Genomic DNA, 16,519 nt, shown 5'->3' on the forward strand with positions numbered 1-16,519 from the left:
GCGCGCGAACCGCTCCTCCGCGCGCGCCGGAAGCAGGGGTGAACCGGGTGCCGCAAGTGCCATAGCGTCCCACTTAACCCGGATGCGGTGGTCGTGTACCCTCAATACGCAACGGCCCCTGTCGCAGCCTTGCGCCAGGGGTTTTCCATGTTCGGGGCCGTAAAAGTCCCGGTCAGGTGTCGAACGAAGAGGTAGAGACCAATGCCGGCGATCACGCTCGTGGGTGCCCAGTGGGGCGACGAGGGCAAGGGCAAGGCGACCGACCTTGTCGGCGACCGCGTGGACTACGTGGTGCGCTACCAGGGCGGCAACAACGCCGGGCACACGGTGGTCATCGGCGAGCAGAAGTACGCCCTCCACCTGCTCCCCTCGGGCATCCTGTCCCCGAACGTGGTCCCGGTCATCGCCAACGGCGTCGTCATCGACCCCGGTGTGCTGCTGGAGGAGCTGCACGGCCTCCAGGAGCGCGGTGTGGACACGTCCCGCCTGCTCATCTCGGCCAACGCGCACCTGATCATGCCCTACCACCGGGCGCTGGACAAGGTCAGCGAGCGCTTCCTCGGCAAGGGCAGGATCGGCACCACCGGGCGCGGTATCGGCCCGACCTACGCCGACAAGGTCTCCCGCCAGGGCGTGCGCGTCCAGGACATGTTCGACCCCAAGATCCTGCGCAAGAAGATCGAGCTGGCCCTGAACGACAAGAACCAGCTGCTCACCAAGGTGTACAACCGGCGCGGCCTGGACGCCGAGCCGATCATCGAGGAGTACCTGGGCTACGCCGAGCAGCTGCGCCCCTACGTCGCCGACACCTCACTGGTCCTCAACAAGGCGCTCGACGAGGGGAAGACGGTGTACCTGGAGGGCTCCCAGGGCACCCTGCTGGACATCGACCACGGGACCTACCCGTTCGTGACCTCCTCCTCCCCCACCTCGGGCGGCGCGGCGGCCGGTTCGGGCATCGGTCCCACCCGCATCACCAAGGTCGTGGGCATCCTCAAGGCCTACACCACCCGCGTGGGTTCGGGCCCCTTCCCCACCGAGCTGCTCGACGAGCAGGGCGAGTGGCTGCGCACCCAGGGCGGCGAGTACGGCGTGACCACCGGCCGCAACCGCCGCTGCGGCTGGTTCGACGCGCCCATCGCGCGCTACGCCACCCGGGTCAACGGCGTCACCGACTTCTTCCTGACCAAGCTCGACGTGCTCACCGGCCTGGAGCGCATCCCCGTGTGCGTGGCCTACGACGTCAACGGGGTCCGCCACGAGGAGATCCCGATGACCCAGACCGACTTCCACCACGCCGAGCCGGTCTACGAGTACCTCGACGGCTGGTCGGAGGACATCACCGGCGTCCGTGAATTCGACGAACTCCCCAAGAACGCGCAGGCCTACGTGCGTACTCTGGAGGAGATGGCGGGGGCCCCGATCTCCGCCATCGGTGTCGGACCGGGCCGCGACGAGACGCTCGAACTGCGTTCCCTGGTCTGAATCCACGTCTGTCCGCCTTCAACACGAAGAGGCCCCCTGTAGTGAAAGCCCTCGTTCTCGGCGGCGGAGGCCGCGAGCACGCCCTCGTCCGCGCGCTGTCCCTGGACCCGGGTGTCACCAGTATCCACAGCGCCCCCGGCAACCCCGGAATCTCGGAGCTGGCCGAGAACCACGTCATCAACGTGACCGACGGCCTGGCCGTGACCGAGCTGGCCGCGCGCATCCGCGCCGAGCTGGTCGTGATCGGTCCGGAGGCGCCGCTGGTCGCCGGTGTGGCGGACGCCCTGCGCGACCGGGGCATCCCGGTGTTCGGCCCCGACCAGGAGGCCGCACGCCTGGAGGGCTCCAAGGCCTTCGCCAAGGAGGTCATGGAGGCCGCCGGGGTGCCCACCGCCAGGGCGCGGGTGTGCAGGACGGCCGGCCAGGTGTCCGAGGCCCTGGACGAGTTCGGCACCCCGTACGTGGTCAAGAACGACGGCCTGGCCGCGGGCAAGGGCGTCGTGGTGACCGAGGACCGCGCACTCGCCGAGCGGCACGCCCGCGAGTGCGGCCGCGTGGTCATCGAGGAGTTCCTCGACGGCCCCGAGGTGTCCCTCTTCGTACTGAGCGACGGCCTGCACGCGCTGCCGCTGCTGCCCGCGCAGGACTTCAAGCGCGCCTACGACGGCGACCAGGGCCCCAACACGGGCGGTATGGGCGCCTACGCGCCGCTGCCGTGGGCTCCCGCGGGCCTGGTGGACGAGATCATGGGGTCGGTCGTGCGGCCGACCCTGGTGGAGATGAACCGGCGCGGCAAGCGCTACCAGGGTCTGCTGTACGTGGGCCTGGCGCTCACGTCCCGCGGTCCGCGCGTGGTGGAGTTCAACGCCCGGTTCGGCGACCCGGAGACCCAGGTGGTCCTGGACCGGCTGGCGTCCCCGATCGGCGCGGTCCTCCAGGCCACCGACACCGGCGGCCTGAAGAGCATCGGCTCCCTGCAGTGGAAGCAGGGCGCCGCGGTCACCGTGGTGATCGCCGCCGAGAACTACCCGGGCGACCCGGTCAAGGGCGACCTCATCGGCGGGCTGGAGGCGGCGAACGCGCTGGACGGCGCGTACGTGCTGCACGCGGGCACCGCATGGGAGGGCACGAGCGGCGTCAGGTCCAACGGCGGCCGGGTGCTCAACGTGGTCGGCACCGGTGCCGACCTGCGCCAGGCCCGCACGCGCGCCTACGAGGCGGCGTCCCGGATCGAGCTGCGCGGCTCGTTCCACCGGACCGACATCGCCGAGCGGGCCGCCGCCGAGCTGTAGCGGCTGTAGCGGGCGGACACACCTGCGCGCGGACCTGCCCGGGGTCCCTCTCCGACCCCGCGGGCGGTCAGGATCGAACTCCCAGAAAGGCAGGACCGTGAGCGGTTTCGTCGTCAGGCCCGAACCCGTCCGGGTCGAGGGCCTCACCCATCTGCACACCGGCAAGGTGCGCGATCTGTACGCCACGGCCGACGGCGCGCTGGTGATGGTCGCCAGCGACCGGGTGTCGGCCTACGACTGGGTGCTGCCCACCGAGATCCCGGGCAAGGGGCGGCTGCTCACCCAGCTGTCCCTGTGGTGGTTCGACCGTCTGGGCGACCTGGTGCCCAACCACGTCGTGTCCGACGCCCTGCCCGAGGGCGCACCCGCCGACTGGGCGGGAAGGACGCTGGTGTGCCGCAGGCTGGACATGGTGCCGGTGGAGTGCGTGGCCCGCGGCTACCTCACGGGCTCCGGCCTGGAGGAGTACCGGGTGGACGGCACCGTGTGCGGGATCGGGCTCCCGGACGGGCTGACCGACGGCTCCGAGCTGCCCGAGCCGATCTTCACCCCGGCGACCAAGGCCGAGGTGGGCGACCACGACGAGAACGTCTCCTTCGGGACCGTCGCCGCCGCGCACGGCGAGGAGCTGGCCGCCGGGCTGCGCGACCTCACCCTGCGGGTGTACGGGCGCGGCCGGGAGATCGCCCTGGAGCGCGGCATCATCCTCGCCGACACCAAGTTCGAGTACGGGCGCGACGCGGACGGGAACCTGGTGCTGGCCGACGAGGTGTTCACCCCGGACTCCTCCCGCTACTGGCCCGCGGACGAGTGGGCTCCGGGGCGGCCGCAGCCCTCCTTCGACAAGCAGGTGCTGCGGGACTGGCTGCGTTCGCCCGAGTCCGGCTGGGACCGCGCGTCGCAGACCCCGCCGCCGGAGCTGCCCGGGCGCGTGGTGCAGCGCACCCTCGACCGGTACGTGGAGATCTACGAGCGCCTGACCGGGGACAGGCCCGCCCTGTGAAACACCGCGCCGGGGTGATTCGGCGCACGAGGTCATCGTTTCGTGTCCGGGAGCGCGTATGGTGGTTGACGTTGTGCGCAACGCCGGTCAGGCGTACAGCCACGCGCGCGACGGCCCTGGTCCTTCCCGCCGGGCGAATACCCCTGTGGCCGTTTGACGGGACTCTATCCGCGATTCGCGGGTATACCACGTTCCGGACCGGTACACACAGGCGGTTGCTATAGAGTCGTCGCGAACACCGGTTCACTGGCCGCGCAGGTCACACGCACGATGGTCGCAACGTTCCAGGGGAAACCCGCGTCCAATACAGGCGAAGCCCGACGAGGGTGACCTTTTTTCACATCTGCCTCACAAAGGAGCACATGAGCATGGGCCAGGAGGTTCGTTACCGCGTCCGCGGCGGACGCCCCCTCAGTGGAACGGCGTTCATCCAAGGCGCGAAGAACGCCGTCCTGCCGATGATCGGGGCCGCCCTACTCGCGGCCAGGGGCCGTACGGTGCTGCGGAACGTTCCGGTCATCGAGGACGTCTACCGAGCTCTTGAGCTCGCCGAACACGTGGGCGCCAAGGTCGAGTTCCACGAGGCCGAGCGGACGGTCGTCATCGACGCCTCCAGGCTCAACGACCCCGAGCGCGCCGTCCTGCCCGCCGACATCGCGGCCCGCTTCCGCGGTTCCGTACTCTTCGTCCCCGCGCTGATGCACCGCACCGGCCGCGCCCGTATCGAGGGCGTCGGCGGCTGCAATCTGGGCAGCCGCAACCTCGACTTCCACTACCGGGGCTTCGCGCGCCTGGGCGCGGAGGTCACCGAGGACACCGAGCGCAACCACATCAACGTCGAGGCCAGCAACCTCCGCGGCGGCCGCCTCTACCTGGACACCCCGTCCCACACGGGCACCGAGAACCTGATCATGGCCGCGGTCCTGGCCCCCGGCACCACCGTGATCGAGCACGCGGCCCTGGAGCCCGAGGTCCTCGACGTCATCGAGTTCCTGAGCGCCATGGGCGCCAAGATCAGCGGCGGCGGCACGGGCTTCATCACCGTCGAGGGTGTCGAGCAGCTCACGGCCGTCGAGCACACCATCATGGCCGACCGCATCGACGCCGGCGTGTTCGCGATGACCGTCGCCGCCACCGGCGGCGAGGTGAGCCTCGTGGGCGCCCAGCTGGAGCACCTGGGCGTGGCCCGCTGGAAACTCGAGCAGATGGGCGTGGGCTTCTCCCAGGAGGGCGCGGTCCTGCACGTCCAGCGCGACCCCTCGGTGCCGCTGCGTCCCATCAACGCCGTCACCTCGCCCTTCCCGGGCTTCGCCACCGACCTGCAGTCCCCGCTGATGGCCCTGGCCACCCTGGCCGAGGGTGAGAGCTACATCCACGAGGCCATCTACGACGGCCGGTTCGCCCTGGCCGACGAGCTCAACAAGATGGGCGCCAAGATCGAGGTGGAGGGCACCCGTGCGATCGTGCACGGCACCACCAACCTGCGCGGCGCCGAGGTCATCGCCCACGACCTGCGCACCGGCGCGGCCCTGGTCCTCGCCGGACTGGTCGCCGAAGGTGAGACAATCGTGGCGCCTGGTTATCTGGTGGACCGCGGTCACGCTCAGTTCGCGACTCGGCTCGCCGCGCTAGGCGGTGACGTGGAGCGCGTCACCGTCTCGTAGGGAGCCGAAGCGCAGTTCAAGCCGGGGTGGGGGCCCGTCTCCCACCCGGGCTTTCGGCGTTGATATGGAAAACGATCTTCTTTGGCCCCGCACAATGGGTACGATCTCGGCAATCATGCCGTGACAGAGATCGGGTCGGGAAACCAGTGGGCGCACATAGTGAAGAGCGTGGAATGGTAGCGGGGAGCAACCCGAGGTGAGTGCCCAGCGTACTGGCGATTTGACGATCGGCGTCATAGGGCCCCATGAGGTGGTCGAACGGGTCATGCTCATGGGTCCGGGGTCCACAGGACCCCTCAACGCCAGACTCATCGCCGCCGCGTACCGAGATGAGCAAGAGGCGACGGACAAGGTCGTCAGGCTGGGTTCGGCGATCGACGCCTATCTGTTCGCCAGCCCTGTCCCCTACGAGTTCGCACGCAAGGCCGGGGTGCTGACCATGCCCGCCACCTTCGTGCCCCTCGGCGGGGCGAGCCTGCACGAGGCCCTGCTCCGAGCGACCCTGGACGATCGCTACGACCCGACCAGAGCCAGTCTGGACGTCCTCAGCCGCGCCGACGTGGTCGAGGCCTACTCCGAGGTCGACCTGCCCGTGGACGGTATCCACGTGCACGAGGAGCTCACCAACACCGCGCAGCTGACGTCCTTCCACGAGGGCCTGTGGCGTCGCAAGGCCACCAGGATGGCGATCACCTGCGTGCGCGGGGTCGCCGAGCGCCTGGAGGCCATCGGGGTGCCGGTGGTCCGGCTGCGGCCGACCAACGCGGGTGTGCGCAGCGCCCTGCAGACCGCGGGTCTGCTGGGGGCGCACCACCGGCTGGAGGAGGCCCAGCTGGGTGTGGTGGTGGTGGACGTGCCCACCCTGCGCGACTCGACGCGGCGTTCGACCCCCCGGTACTGGCGTGACGAGCTACGGCTCTCGCTGCACCGGCTGCTGCTCCAGGAGGCGCACCGGATCAACGCCACGGCACACCGTCTGGACGACCACTCGTTCATGGTGACGGCGACCCGGGGTTCGCTCGTGACCGCGACCGAGGGCTTCCGGCAGCCGCCGTTCGTGGAGCGGATCAAGGCGGAGCTCGGGATCGCGATCGAGGTCGGGATCGGCATGGGGAGGACCACACAGGACGCCGAGGCGCACGCCAGGGCGGCCCTGAACCGCGCTCAGGCGTCGCGTCAGAGCTTCGCGGTGGACCGTGAGGGCCGTTCCCTGGTGCCCGCCCAGCGTGCGCCCGCACGGCAGACCTCCGAACCGCTGCGGACCAAGGGCCGCGAGACGCTGGTCCGGCTCTCGGAGAAGATCGCCGAGGAGGACGGGCCGTTGGTCGTCGACGCGGAGAACGCCGGGCGGATGCTCGGTGTCACCTCCCGGACCGCGCGTCGGCTGCTGCGGACCCTGGTGGAGGAGGGGCTGGCGTGGCCGCTGCCGCCCAACCGGACCCTCCAGCCGGGCCGTCCCCGCCAGCTGTACCGGCTGATCGTGGAGAAGCTGGACAAGGACGCCGCGGGCAAGTAGCCGCGGACGGTAGGCCGTGGACCTGTGTGAGCCGCGTGGACGCGGCGGACGGGGACGCTCCCGAAGGGGCGTCCCCGTTCCCATGTGTGCCGTGGAGCCTCGTGTGGTCCGCGGGGCGCCGGGGCGCCGGGGCGGGACCGGAGCCCGGCGGACGGAAACCGTCCACAGGCTGTGGATAACCAGGTGACCCGAAACCCCGCGCCTGTCAGGCTTGCCCGCATGGGCGACGGCACGGGCACGGCGGCACACGGAAAGCACCTGCTCCTCATCGGCGGGGGATCGGGGACCGGCAAGACCACGGTCGGGTGGGAGGTCTCCGAGATGCTCAGGCGGCGCGGGGTCGCGCACTGCTTGCTGGAGGGCGACCACATGGACCAGGTCCACCCGGCCCCGCCGGGGGACCCCCACCGGTCGGCGATCACCGAGCGCAACGTCAGCGCGGTCTGGGCGAACTACGCGCAGCTCGGACACCACCGTCTGATCTACACGAACACCGTCAGCATCCTGGAGGAGGACATGCTCCGCCGCGCCATGGGCGGCGGGGACGTCGGGGCCACCCGCGTGCTGCTCACCGCGGGCGAGGCCACCGTACGAGCGCGGTTGGCCGTACGCGAGACCGGCTCGCAGTTGCTTCCCCACATCGAGCGCAGCCTGCGCGCGGCCGTCCGCCTGGACGCGGAGGCGCCCGCGGGAACCGTGCGCGTGGCCACGGACGGCCTCACCGTCGAGGAGGTCGCGGAGAAGGTCGCGGCCGCCACCGGGTGGTGAGCTCGGGGACGTCACCGCCCGCCCGTCCACAGCCTGTGGACGACCCGTCGACCCCGTCCGCCCGCTCCCCTTTCGAGAACCACCGGGCGGTGTCCCGCAGCGACGGGCGCCTCCGCGCCCCGTCGAGCAGCCGGACGGCCTCGGCGAGCAGCCGCTCGCAGCGCACCGACGCCACGGTCGCCCGGAGGGGCAGCACCTCGCGCACCAGGACGGCCTCCGCCTCCGCCCACGACCGGGCGGCGGCCAGGGACCACAGCAGGCTCACCACGGCGTGGAAGCGGAACCGGCCGCTTCCCCCGACCCGTCCAGGCGTCGCGGTCCGCTCCTGTTCCAGGAGCAGCTCCACCGTCTCCGCGAAGCACTCGGCGGCCCGCCCCCACTCTCCGGCGTCGGCGCCGGTCATGCCCCGGTGCCAGGAGATCTCCGCCTCGGTCAGCCACCACGTCCAGTCCGGGTCGCCCCGGCGCGGACCCTCCAGGTGGCGGCTGCGGGTCTCTCCGATCAACCTGCGGGCCCGGGCCCGCTCGCCCTCCTGGGCGGCGGCCCGTGCCAGCCTCAGAGTGAACAGGGTGCGTACGCTTCCCGTCGGTCCCCCCGAGAGCGCGGCCTCGCACACCCGCCGCGCCTCGGTCGGCCGCCACAGGTGGACGTCCTGCATGGCCCACTGGCCGAGAGCGAAGTACTCCATGGAGCGGTCGCCCGCCCGGCCCGCCGAGCGCAGCGCCGCCAGGGTCATCCTTCGGGAGAGGTCCTGGCGCTCGGCGTCGAAGGCCACCCACCCGGCGACCTGGTGGGCCTCGGCGGCCGCGGCGAGCACGTCCGACGACTCCGGAAAGCGTGTGAGGACGGCCCGACCGGCGCGGGCGGCGTTGCGCACGGCGGTGTCCACGACCCCGCGGGCACCGCAGCGGGTGTCCAGGGCGACGACGCACGCGCTGGCGGCCCGCACGCTGTGGGCGGCCGCCTCAGCAGGCACGGGGTCCCCCGTACGGCCCGAGCCGTCCGGGCCGTACGGGGAGGCACCGGTCACCGGAGTCTCCTAGCGGCGCTTGCCGTAGGAGGTGGCGACGGACAGGAACACGTCGTTCTCCTCGGGGGTCCCCAGGCTCACCCGGGCGCCCTCACCGGCGAACGGGCGCACCGAGACACCCACCTTCGCGCACTCGGCGGCGAAGTCGTTCGTGTCCTCGCCCACCCGCAGCCACACGAAGTTGGCCTCGGTCGGCGGGACCGTCCACCCGGAGGCGATGAGCGCGTCACGGACGCGTTCGCGCTCCTTGACCGTGGCCGCCACCCGCTCCAACAGCTCGTCCTCGGCCTCGATGGAGGCGATGCCGGCCGCCTGGGCGAGGTGGTTGACCGCGAACGGCACGAGGGTCTTGCGGACGGCCCCGGCCACCTGGGGGTGTCCCACGAGGAAGCCCAGGCGCACGGCGGCGAGCCCGTAGGCCTTGGAGAAGGTGCGCAGCACGGCGACGTTGGGCCGGTCACGGTACAGGGAGATGCCGTCGGGCACCTGCGGGTCGCGCACGTACTCGCGGTACGCCTCGTCCAGGACCACCAGGACGCTCTCCGGGATCCGGTCCAGGAACGCGACCAGCTCCTCCTCGCGCACCGCGGTACCGGTCGGGTTGTTCGGGTTGCACACGAGCACCATGCGGGTGTCCTCGGTGACCGCGTCCGCGATCGCGTCGAGGTCGTGCCTCTCGTCCCTGAGCGGCACCCGCACGGAGGTGGCCCCCGTCAGCTCGACGAGCAGGGGGTAGGCCTCGAAGGAGCGCCAGGCGTAGACGACCTCGGCTCCGGGCTCACCGACCGCTTCGAGCAGCTGCTGGAGCAGGCCCACCGAGCCGGCGCCGAGGGCGATGTGCTCCTCGGGGACGTCCAGGCGCCTGGCGAGCGCGGAGGTGAGCTCGTCCGCGCCCGGGTCGGGATAGCGGTTCAGCTCGGCCGCGGCCCGGGCGACGGCCTCGCGCACCGACGGGAGCGGCCCGTAGGGGCTCTCGTTGGAGGACAGCTTGATCGAACGCCCATCGGGCCCAACGACCTTCAGGCCCGGCTTGTAGGGCGGGATGCTCTCCAGCACCGACCGCAGATATGGCGATTTCGACTCCGACACCATTGTCCTTCCTCAATACTTTGTGCTAACCCAGCGACACGCTCAGCAATATTGCGTCCGGGTTGGCCACCGCTCCCAGCGGAAATATCGCACAAACGAGGAGATATCACCATGCGCTTGCGTCCCTGTTCCGCCGGCTCGACCCGAATCACCACCGGTCAGGGCTTCCGGCCGGGAGGGTCTCGGGGATGGGTCCGGTCACTGGTTCTTCCTGTGGCCCTACCCATGGCAGCCCTGTTGAGCGCGTGCGGTGGCGACGGGAGCGACCAGGCCGAGGCCCCCGGCGCCGACGCCGCCGCACTGCACGAGGCCCAGCCCCTGCACGTCCGCGACGCCACGCTCATGTCCGAGGGGAGCGAGAGCGGTACCTACTCCGAGCTTGTCACAGTGAAGTACAGCGAGGAGGTGCGGGCCTCCACCGAGCTCGACAAGCCCGAGTGCCTGGACGCCTCCAACCAGTGGGGGAGCCTGGAGGGCGTGCGCGACGCGCCCGCGTCGGTGGCCGCCTACGAGTGGGACCGGGGTTCGGTGACGCACATGATGGTGTGGGTGGACGAGGGTACGGCCGAGGAGGCGCTGTCCACGAAACCGCCGAGGAGCTGCGCCGAGTACACCGCCACCTACGAGGACGGGACCTCCTCCCACTACGGGGTGCGCGACCTGGAGGACGTGCCGCGGGTCGGTGACGAGTCGCGGGCCTTCGCCATCGAGGTGGACTCCGGCGGGGAGGAGAGCCGCATGTTCAGCCTCATGTACCGCAACGGCGGCCTCGTCGGCACCACGTCCATCCTCGGAACCGGTGCGCTGGAGGACTACGAGCAGATGCTCGTGGAGTTCAGCGAGGCCGCCGTCGAGAGGCAGCGGCAGAGGCTCGGCTGACGCGGTGGCCGCGAACGCCGCGGGTGCGGAGCAGGGGTTCCACACCCGTTGATCTTGTACCTGTAGCGCATCTGGGCGCCGAGACCCGCCATAGGTACGAGATCGCGCTGCACAGGGCCGGTCCGGTACCCGGGCCCGGGTGCCGGACCGACAGAGCCGGTCGGCTGCTCATCCGGCCGGCGTGGGCTCGCGCCCGTCCGGACCGCGCCCGTCCAGGTCGCGCGGCTCGGGACTGCCCCCGGCGGGATGCGCCCTCGCGGCCCGCAGGGTCCGGGCCGCCCTGTCCGCGTCGTACCGGCCCGCGTCCTGCCTGGCCGCCCGGCGCGGGTGGGGCAGCTTGTGCGGCGCCCCGGGCAGCGTGGTCCGGGTGACCGCCCCGAAGGACGCGACCACCGCTCCGCTGCCGCGGTCGACCAGGACGGCGCGCACGGCCGCGTCGCGCCTGCCGCCGAGCCGGACCGCGTACACCACGTCCACGCGTCGTCCGTGGCGCATCCCGTCGTAGCGCAGGAGCCGCCAGCAGCCCTGGCGCCACACGTCCTCGGGTTCGGTCCCGGTCATCACCGACGCGTTGATACGCCACACCTCGCTGCGGCGCAGCACCCGCGTGGTGCGGCGCAGCGAGACCTCGCGCAGCTCGCACGGCTCCCGGTGGAAGGGGCGCGCGGCCACGTCGCGCAGCTCGGGGCTGAGCAGCACCAGGAGCAGGAGCTCCGCGCCCAGCACCCCGGCGTGCAGCGGCCCGGCCGAGGCGGCCGCCTGCCATCCGGCGGGTTCCAGTCCGAGCGTGGCCAGGGCGGCGGCCGACAGCAGTCCTGCCCGGGTCAGCGCGCGCCAGCCGACCGGCGTCCGGCTCAGCCCGCCGAAACAGCCGCAGCCCGCCTCCGGGTCGCGTCTGCGCACCAGAACCAGGACCACCACCGAGACGGCGAACACGACCGCGGTGAGCATCCGGACCACCTCACCGAGGAGTCCGCCCAGGGCCAGCAGGCCGACCGCCAGCGCGGCCTCCACCAGGCCCGTGCCGACCGTGGACGGGCGGCGCAGGCGTTCGGGCACCAGGACGGCCAGGCCCGTGTCGGCCGCCCCCCTGGCGGTCTTGGCCACGGCCCCGAGCAGGAGCAGCACCGCCAGGAGCGGTAGCTGGACCTCGCGGGCCGCCTCGACGATCTCCGGCAGCATGGGCATGGGTCATCCCTCCCCGTCGTGGACGGTGACGGTCGCGTCGAAGCAACCGTCCTCCAGCCGCCCGCCCAGGGCGACGAATCCGGTCATCGTGAGGGAGGCGATCCGCCCGGCGCCCCGGCCGCCGCAGGCGGGGCACAGGTCGCACAGCCAGCTGTCGGCGGCGGCGCAGTCCAGGACCGGGAGCACGGCCGCGTCCCGGGTGCAGTCGTTGCGCAGGCTCAGCGTGGCGCCGACGGACAGCAGCGGCAGCGCGACGCAGGGGGTGCGCCGGTCGCACGCGGCGCCGTGGCCGACGGGGTCCAGTGCCGGGTAGGCGACCCCCTCGACGCCGGCGCGCGGATCCAGGTGGGAGGAGTGCCCCCAGGCCGGGTCGTACCAGGTGGCGGTACCCCGCAGCGTGGAGGCGTACCGGTGTGCGGGCGGCCTGTGCGGTGTGGCGGCGAGCGGATGGGGCGGCTGTGTGGTGGCGGGGCGCGCCGCCCACACGGCGCCCTCCCACCAGACGCCGACCGCGTCGAAGACGTAGCCGGGTTCCAGGCGCGGGTGGCGGACGGAGATCCGGCCCGAACTGCGGTAGGGGAGGACGACGGTCAGGCGGGGACGGCCGTGGCCGGGGTCGATCTCCAGGGTGTCGGCGTCGCGGTCGACGATGACGCCCGTGGCCCGGGCGGCCTGGGCCCACACGCGTTCGGCGACGGGGTGGCCGCCGGGCGTCCGGAGCACCACGGCGTCGTCACCGGTCCGCAGCTCCCCCGGCCCGATCTCGCCGCCGCGCCAGAACGAGGTGGTGCGGTCGTACAGGAACCGCTCCTCCCCGCCGGGGACGGCCAGGCAGAGCATGCGTGAGTTCGCGCCGACGACCACGCCGCGTACGGCGCGGTGTCCGAGGGGCGTGGGTTCGGGTGCGCTCCGGGGGCCGAGCACCGCGGAGGTGAACCTCCTGCGGTCCCGCCTGTCGTCCGTCACTGACACGTCGGCTGAGCCCCCTCGTCACACGGCCCCGTCTTTTCGCTCCCATTGTCCCGATCGGTCCGCACACCGCCGACACGTCGGCATGTGCCGTACGCACCGGTCCGCGCCGGCGGACATGTCCAGGGAACCGCGCCGCACGGCGTACCGAACGCCGGGGCCGGCGAGTGCGCGGCCCTGCGCGGACCGACCCTCCCGCCTGGCACGACGTGCGGTCGCCTCACCACAGTCTGTGCCCACAAAGCCACGCATAGACCCTAGAGATCTTGAAAGAGACACAAACATATACAAGTCGCCCCATAACCTCGCGGTTGCCTCCGAGGGGTCCCTGCCGGCACTCCCCCGTCGGCCGGTCCCCCGGCCGCGTCCGGCGAACGGCGGGAGGCCGGGCGGCACCCGTCGTGCGGTTTGTCGGCACGTGGGACACAGGTGCCTGGATGTTTGCGCTTGCTGTGTGAGAGTTAGGAGGGAGGAACGCGACGAAAGCCCACGCAGCGCCCGTGAAAGTCGGTGGTCGGCGTGACGGGAACGACCCGGACTCCCAGGTACGACGAGTTCAGCCAGTACGTGGCCGAGCGCGGCCCGGCCCTGCTGCGGATGGCCAGGTCCCTCACGAACAACCACGCCGACGCCGAGGACCTGCTCCAGGCGGCTCTCGTCAAGACCTTCCTCTCCTGGGACCGGATCACCAACCCGAAGGCCATCGACGGGTACGTGCGCCGGGCCATGGTGAACACCCAGATCTCCGAGTGGCGGCGCAACCGGCTGGACGTCTACCCGACCGACGAGATCCCCGAGCAGCGCGTGGACGACCCCACCTGGCGCAGCGACCTGGCCGACGTGGTGAAGCGTGCCATCGACCGCCTGCCCGACCGGCAGCGGACCACGGTGGTGCTGCGCTACTACGACGACCTCACCGAGGCACAGATCGCCCGGCGGATGGGGGTGACACTGGGGACGGTCAAGAGCACGCTCTCGCGGGCCGTGGAGAAACTGCGCCTGGACGCCGACCTCATCATCGAGCGCACCCTCGGCTGACGCGGCCGTCCCTGTGATTGCGCACACCCCGACCGCGTGGACGGGCGGTGACCCACCCTTTGGGAACGCGTCCTTCGAGGACGCGGATCCGCCAGGCCCCGCCCGGCCGCGTCGGCGGTGCGGCCACGCACCCGGCGCCGACCCCGTGGGTCCGAGCGTTCACGCGGACATTCGTTTTGCGCAACCGTCCGTGGTGTCTGTAGGCTGATCAAAGCCGGGAGGATTCGCCTAGAGGCCTAGGGCGCCGCACTGCTAATGCGGTTGGGGGGCAACCCCCTCATGGGTTCAAATCCCATATCCTCCGCGCTCCGACCTGGGGCTTCTCGCATCACGGAAGTGAGAGAAGCCCCAGGTTTCTTCATGCCTGGGGTCAAGTTGGTGCAAAGCTGGCAATAGGCCCCTTTCGGACACCCCACAGATGTGGCCTCAAGCCCCTCACCAGGGCGAATTTTTGTAGCAGATCCGTGTGATCTACGGCACACACATGGCACGCCCGGTGATGGATACGGAGAGTGAGCACTTTCCGTCTCGCGGCGGTGATGGAGCCTTCATTTTCATCCTGCGCTCCTGCGGTTCCTCGCGTTCCGGGGCACGATGGCCGCAGTGGCTTCGGCCGCTTCTTTTTGCACTTCGGGCATGACGTGGACGTAGGTGTCCATGGTGAAGGCTGTCCGGGAGTGGCCCAAGACCTCGCTGATCACCTTGGGGGCGGTTCCTGCGGCCAGCTGTGCTGTGGCCGCACCGTGCCGAAGCCCGTGAAAAGTCACCGGGGGGAAGTCGTGGTGCTCGATGAGGCCCAGGAAGGTCCTCGCGAGCGTCTGGGGGTGCAGTTGCCGTCCGTTGGGCCTGGTGAAGACCAATCCGGTGTCGTGCCAGGCTTCTCCCGCATGGAGGCGCTCCATGTTCTGCAGGCGCTTCCATGCCCTCAGAACGGCGATGCTGTCCTGGCTCAGGCTGACGTAGCGCTCTCCAGCTTCGCTCTTGGTTCCGAGGCGGTCGAGCTCGGCGTCATCCCACTCATCGAGTTCTTCTTCTGGTTCGGGGGCGGTGATGGCCTCGCGAATCATCATCCAGCCCTCGTCGAGGTTGACTTCGAACCAGCTCAGTCCTACGACCTCTGACCTGCGCAGACCTGTGAGCATGACTAGGTGGAGCAGGGGGTAGAGGCGGTGGCCCTCGATGAGATCCAGGAACCGCCCGGTCTGCTGAGGAGTCCAGACCATGACCTTGGCGGGCTTTCGTCCAGTGGCTCGCCACTTCGCGACTCGGCCGTCGGTCCACAGCAAGGGCTTTCTCTTCCTGGCCTTGGGAAGGGGAAGGTTTTCGGCAGGATTTTTTTCGAGGGCTTCGAGCTGCACAGCATAGGTCATGCTGGAGCGGAGTACAGCGATCACCTTATGCACTCTGGATAGACTGAGAGGCCTCGTGGAGTGTTTTCTGACTTCCTTTCCCGGCTTGCGCTCACGATTAGCCCTCGCCGCCATAAGGCGAACCATCATTTCACTTTCCCTTTCATCGCCCGGCCTGTTTATCTTCCGCATTTCTGCCACCAGTTCATTGAAATGTGCGGGGCGAAGATCTTTCAGTTTCAAGTGACCGAGTCCGGGTTTGGCGTAGAGCCTGACGATCTCTTTGTAGTCGCCCAGGGTCTTAAGATGCTTTTTTTCTTCCAGCCACATGTCGAGGAAGTCTTTGTAGAGAAGGTTCCTGTCGAGCAGGCTTCCCCCGGCTTCCAGTCGCTTGGTTTCCTTGGTGAGTGCGGCCCTGGCATCCTGCAGGGTGGGGTAGGGTCCGTAGCGAGGCTGACGGCGCTTGGTTCCGTCGACAGAGGGAGCCAGGAGACGAAACCAGTAGGCTCCGTGCTTCTTGGACTTGAGCTTGGGACAGGCTCCCACGGGATAAGGTCGGCCGGTTTTCTTGTCCCTGCACCAGCAGAGCTTTCTGATGGGGCCGTCTTGGCTTCGCATGGTCTTACCGATCGCTTTCTTTGTAAATGCCTGAGGTCAGATGTCTTTCAAACCCAAGGTTCGCGCGAGTTGCGCCGTTGGAACTCTCCAGGAGCGCCCGATGCGGATTACTGGGCAGGGAAATTCTCCGTTCCTTGCCGCTTCGTAGGCTTTGTTTCTCCCAAGGCCGAGCGCGATACGTGCTGCGGTGAAGGACAGAGTGTCCGGGAGTTCGATTCCCTGGTTTACCAGTGTTCGTAGAGACATTCCTTGCGAGATGAGATCTTCGGCACTGGTGTTGTCCTCAGGGGTCCTGCCGGTCACCTTTATCTCCTTGTGGTCACGTCCTGGTCCGGGGTGGGCCGTCAAGGAGTACAAGATGTTTTGCCGCCAGCTTGTGACAGTCGACGACGCGGGCGAGGTGCGAGCCCACAGTTCCCGCGAGGAGCGTGCTGGTACGTGGCGGCCCTCAAGGAGCTCGGGATGGAACCAGCGGTGGACCGGAATGGTCCGCGCGGAGCGGTGTTGGTCCAGATCTGAACCAGGGTGGCCCGCACCTGGACCGGTGTGGTTCACGGTGGCCCGGGGTGGGTGAGAACATGCACGAGACCATAGCACAACTAGTACTCTATAGTCTCTATTTGTTGTTGCC

The 16,519-nt window shown here is 70.0% G+C and carries 14 protein-coding genes and 1 tRNA gene; 9 read left to right on the forward strand and 6 right to left on the reverse strand.

The window, feature by feature from the left end; genetic code table 11:
- Window positions 1-201: 201 nt before the first annotated feature.
- The 6 genes from A6A08_RS03085 to A6A08_RS03110 all read left to right on the forward strand — a co-directional run bounded on the left by A6A08_RS03085 (window position 202) and on the right by A6A08_RS03110 (window position 7,728).
- Window positions 202-1,485, forward strand: coding sequence for an adenylosuccinate synthase (locus tag A6A08_RS03085; RefSeq protein WP_073700940.1), 1,284 nt, complete (start codon window positions 202-204; stop codon window positions 1,483-1,485).
- Between the two features lie 41 nt (window positions 1,486-1,526).
- The gene (gene purD, locus A6A08_RS03090) at window positions 1,527-2,777 is read left to right on the forward strand and encodes a phosphoribosylamine--glycine ligase (RefSeq protein ID WP_073700941.1); all 1,251 of its coding nucleotides are present in this window, start codon (window positions 1,527-1,529) and stop codon (window positions 2,775-2,777) included.
- Between the two features lie 97 nt (window positions 2,778-2,874).
- Window positions 2,875-3,780 (forward strand): phosphoribosylaminoimidazolesuccinocarboxamide synthase, encoded by a 906-nt coding sequence (locus tag A6A08_RS03095; RefSeq protein ID WP_073700942.1) that lies wholly within the window; start codon window positions 2,875-2,877, stop codon window positions 3,778-3,780.
- 368 nt (window positions 3,781-4,148) lie between these two features.
- Window positions 4,149-5,444 carry a UDP-N-acetylglucosamine 1-carboxyvinyltransferase gene (gene murA, locus A6A08_RS03100; RefSeq protein ID WP_073701075.1) on the forward strand — a complete coding sequence of 432 codons (1,296 nt, stop codon included), beginning with the start codon at window positions 4,149-4,151 and terminating at the stop codon, window positions 5,442-5,444.
- A gap of 250 nt (window positions 5,445-5,694) precedes the next feature.
- A complete protein-coding gene (locus A6A08_RS03105; RefSeq protein ID WP_073700943.1) occupies window positions 5,695-6,960 on the forward strand; it encodes a transcriptional regulator in 1,266 nt (421 codons plus the stop codon).
- 219 nt (window positions 6,961-7,179) lie between these two features.
- Window positions 7,180-7,728 carry a hypothetical protein gene (locus A6A08_RS03110; RefSeq protein WP_073700944.1) on the forward strand — a complete coding sequence of 183 codons (549 nt, stop codon included), beginning with the start codon at window positions 7,180-7,182 and terminating at the stop codon, window positions 7,726-7,728.
- On the opposite strand, the gene A6A08_RS27330 is transcribed toward A6A08_RS03110, so the two are convergent.
- Both A6A08_RS27330 and hisC read right to left on the reverse strand, forming a co-directional pair.
- Window positions 7,679-8,758, reverse strand: a complete 1,080-nt coding sequence (locus A6A08_RS27330; protein ID WP_242422071.1) for a DNA-binding protein — start codon at window positions 8,756-8,758, stop codon at window positions 7,679-7,681. The genes A6A08_RS03110 and A6A08_RS27330 overlap by 50 nt on opposite strands.
- A 9-nt stretch (window positions 8,759-8,767) precedes the next feature.
- Window positions 8,768-9,850 carry a histidinol-phosphate transaminase gene (hisC, locus tag A6A08_RS03120; protein WP_073700945.1) on the reverse strand — a complete coding sequence of 361 codons (1,083 nt, stop codon included), beginning with the start codon at window positions 9,848-9,850 and terminating at the stop codon, window positions 8,768-8,770.
- 222 nt (window positions 9,851-10,072) lie between these two features.
- On the opposite strand from hisC, the gene A6A08_RS03125 reads away from it, so the two are divergent.
- Window positions 10,073-10,726, forward strand: a complete 654-nt coding sequence (locus A6A08_RS03125; RefSeq protein WP_073700946.1) for a hypothetical protein — start codon at window positions 10,073-10,075, stop codon at window positions 10,724-10,726.
- A 168-nt stretch (window positions 10,727-10,894) separates the two neighbouring features.
- Here the strand turns inward: A6A08_RS03125 and A6A08_RS03130 are convergent, their stop codons facing one another.
- Together A6A08_RS03130 and A6A08_RS03135 are read right to left on the reverse strand one after the other, a co-directional pair.
- Window positions 10,895-11,908, reverse strand: a complete 1,014-nt coding sequence (locus A6A08_RS03130) for a MauE/DoxX family redox-associated membrane protein (RefSeq protein ID WP_073701076.1) — start codon at window positions 11,906-11,908, stop codon at window positions 10,895-10,897.
- A gap of 9 nt (window positions 11,909-11,917) precedes the next feature.
- On the reverse strand, window positions 11,918-12,880 hold the full coding sequence (locus A6A08_RS03135) for a hypothetical protein (protein WP_378697903.1): 963 nt from the start codon (window positions 12,878-12,880) through the stop codon (window positions 11,918-11,920).
- 513 nt (window positions 12,881-13,393) lie between these two features.
- On the opposite strand from A6A08_RS03135, the gene A6A08_RS03140 reads away from it, so the two are divergent.
- Window positions 13,394-13,921, forward strand: a complete 528-nt coding sequence (locus tag A6A08_RS03140) for a SigE family RNA polymerase sigma factor (protein ID WP_073700948.1) — start codon at window positions 13,394-13,396, stop codon at window positions 13,919-13,921.
- Window positions 13,922-14,138: 217 nt separating this feature from the next.
- Window positions 14,139-14,225, forward strand: a tRNA-Ser gene (locus A6A08_RS03145).
- Between the two features lie 250 nt (window positions 14,226-14,475).
- Here the strand turns inward: A6A08_RS03145 and A6A08_RS03150 are convergent.
- Complete coding sequence (locus tag A6A08_RS03150; RefSeq protein WP_242422072.1) at window positions 14,476-15,888, reverse strand: site-specific integrase; 1,413 nt, start codon at window positions 15,886-15,888, stop codon at window positions 14,476-14,478.
- Window positions 15,889-15,924: 36 nt separating this feature from the next.
- Complete coding sequence (locus tag A6A08_RS03155) at window positions 15,925-16,191, reverse strand: helix-turn-helix domain-containing protein (RefSeq protein WP_199866819.1); 267 nt, start codon at window positions 16,189-16,191, stop codon at window positions 15,925-15,927.
- Window positions 16,192-16,519: the final 328 nt, after the last annotated feature.

It is taken from the genome of Nocardiopsis sp. TSRI0078 (assembly GCF_001905145.1).
Classification (GTDB): Bacteria; Actinomycetota; Actinomycetes; order Streptosporangiales; family Streptosporangiaceae; genus Nocardiopsis.

Excerpts from the sequence above, each read along its gene's own strand:
- A6A08_RS03150 (WP_242422072.1), bottom strand. The coding sequence starts at position 15,888 with ATGCGAAGCCAAGACGGCCCCATCAGAAAGCTCTGCTGGTGCAGGGAC.
- murA (WP_073701075.1), top strand. The coding sequence starts at position 4,149 with ATGGGCCAGGAGGTTCGTTACCGCGTCCGCGGCGGACGCCCCCTCAGT.
- A6A08_RS03125 (WP_073700946.1), top strand. The coding sequence starts at position 10,073 with ATGGCAGCCCTGTTGAGCGCGTGCGGTGGCGACGGGAGCGACCAGGCC.
- A6A08_RS03110 (WP_073700944.1), top strand. The coding sequence starts at position 7,180 with ATGGGCGACGGCACGGGCACGGCGGCACACGGAAAGCACCTGCTCCTC.
- hisC (WP_073700945.1), bottom strand. The coding sequence starts at position 9,850 with ATGGTGTCGGAGTCGAAATCGCCATATCTGCGGTCGGTGCTGGAGAGC.
- A6A08_RS03085 (WP_073700940.1), top strand. The coding sequence starts at position 202 with ATGCCGGCGATCACGCTCGTGGGTGCCCAGTGGGGCGACGAGGGCAAG.
- A6A08_RS03130 (WP_073701076.1), bottom strand. The coding sequence starts at position 11,908 with ATGCTGCCGGAGATCGTCGAGGCGGCCCGCGAGGTCCAGCTACCGCTC.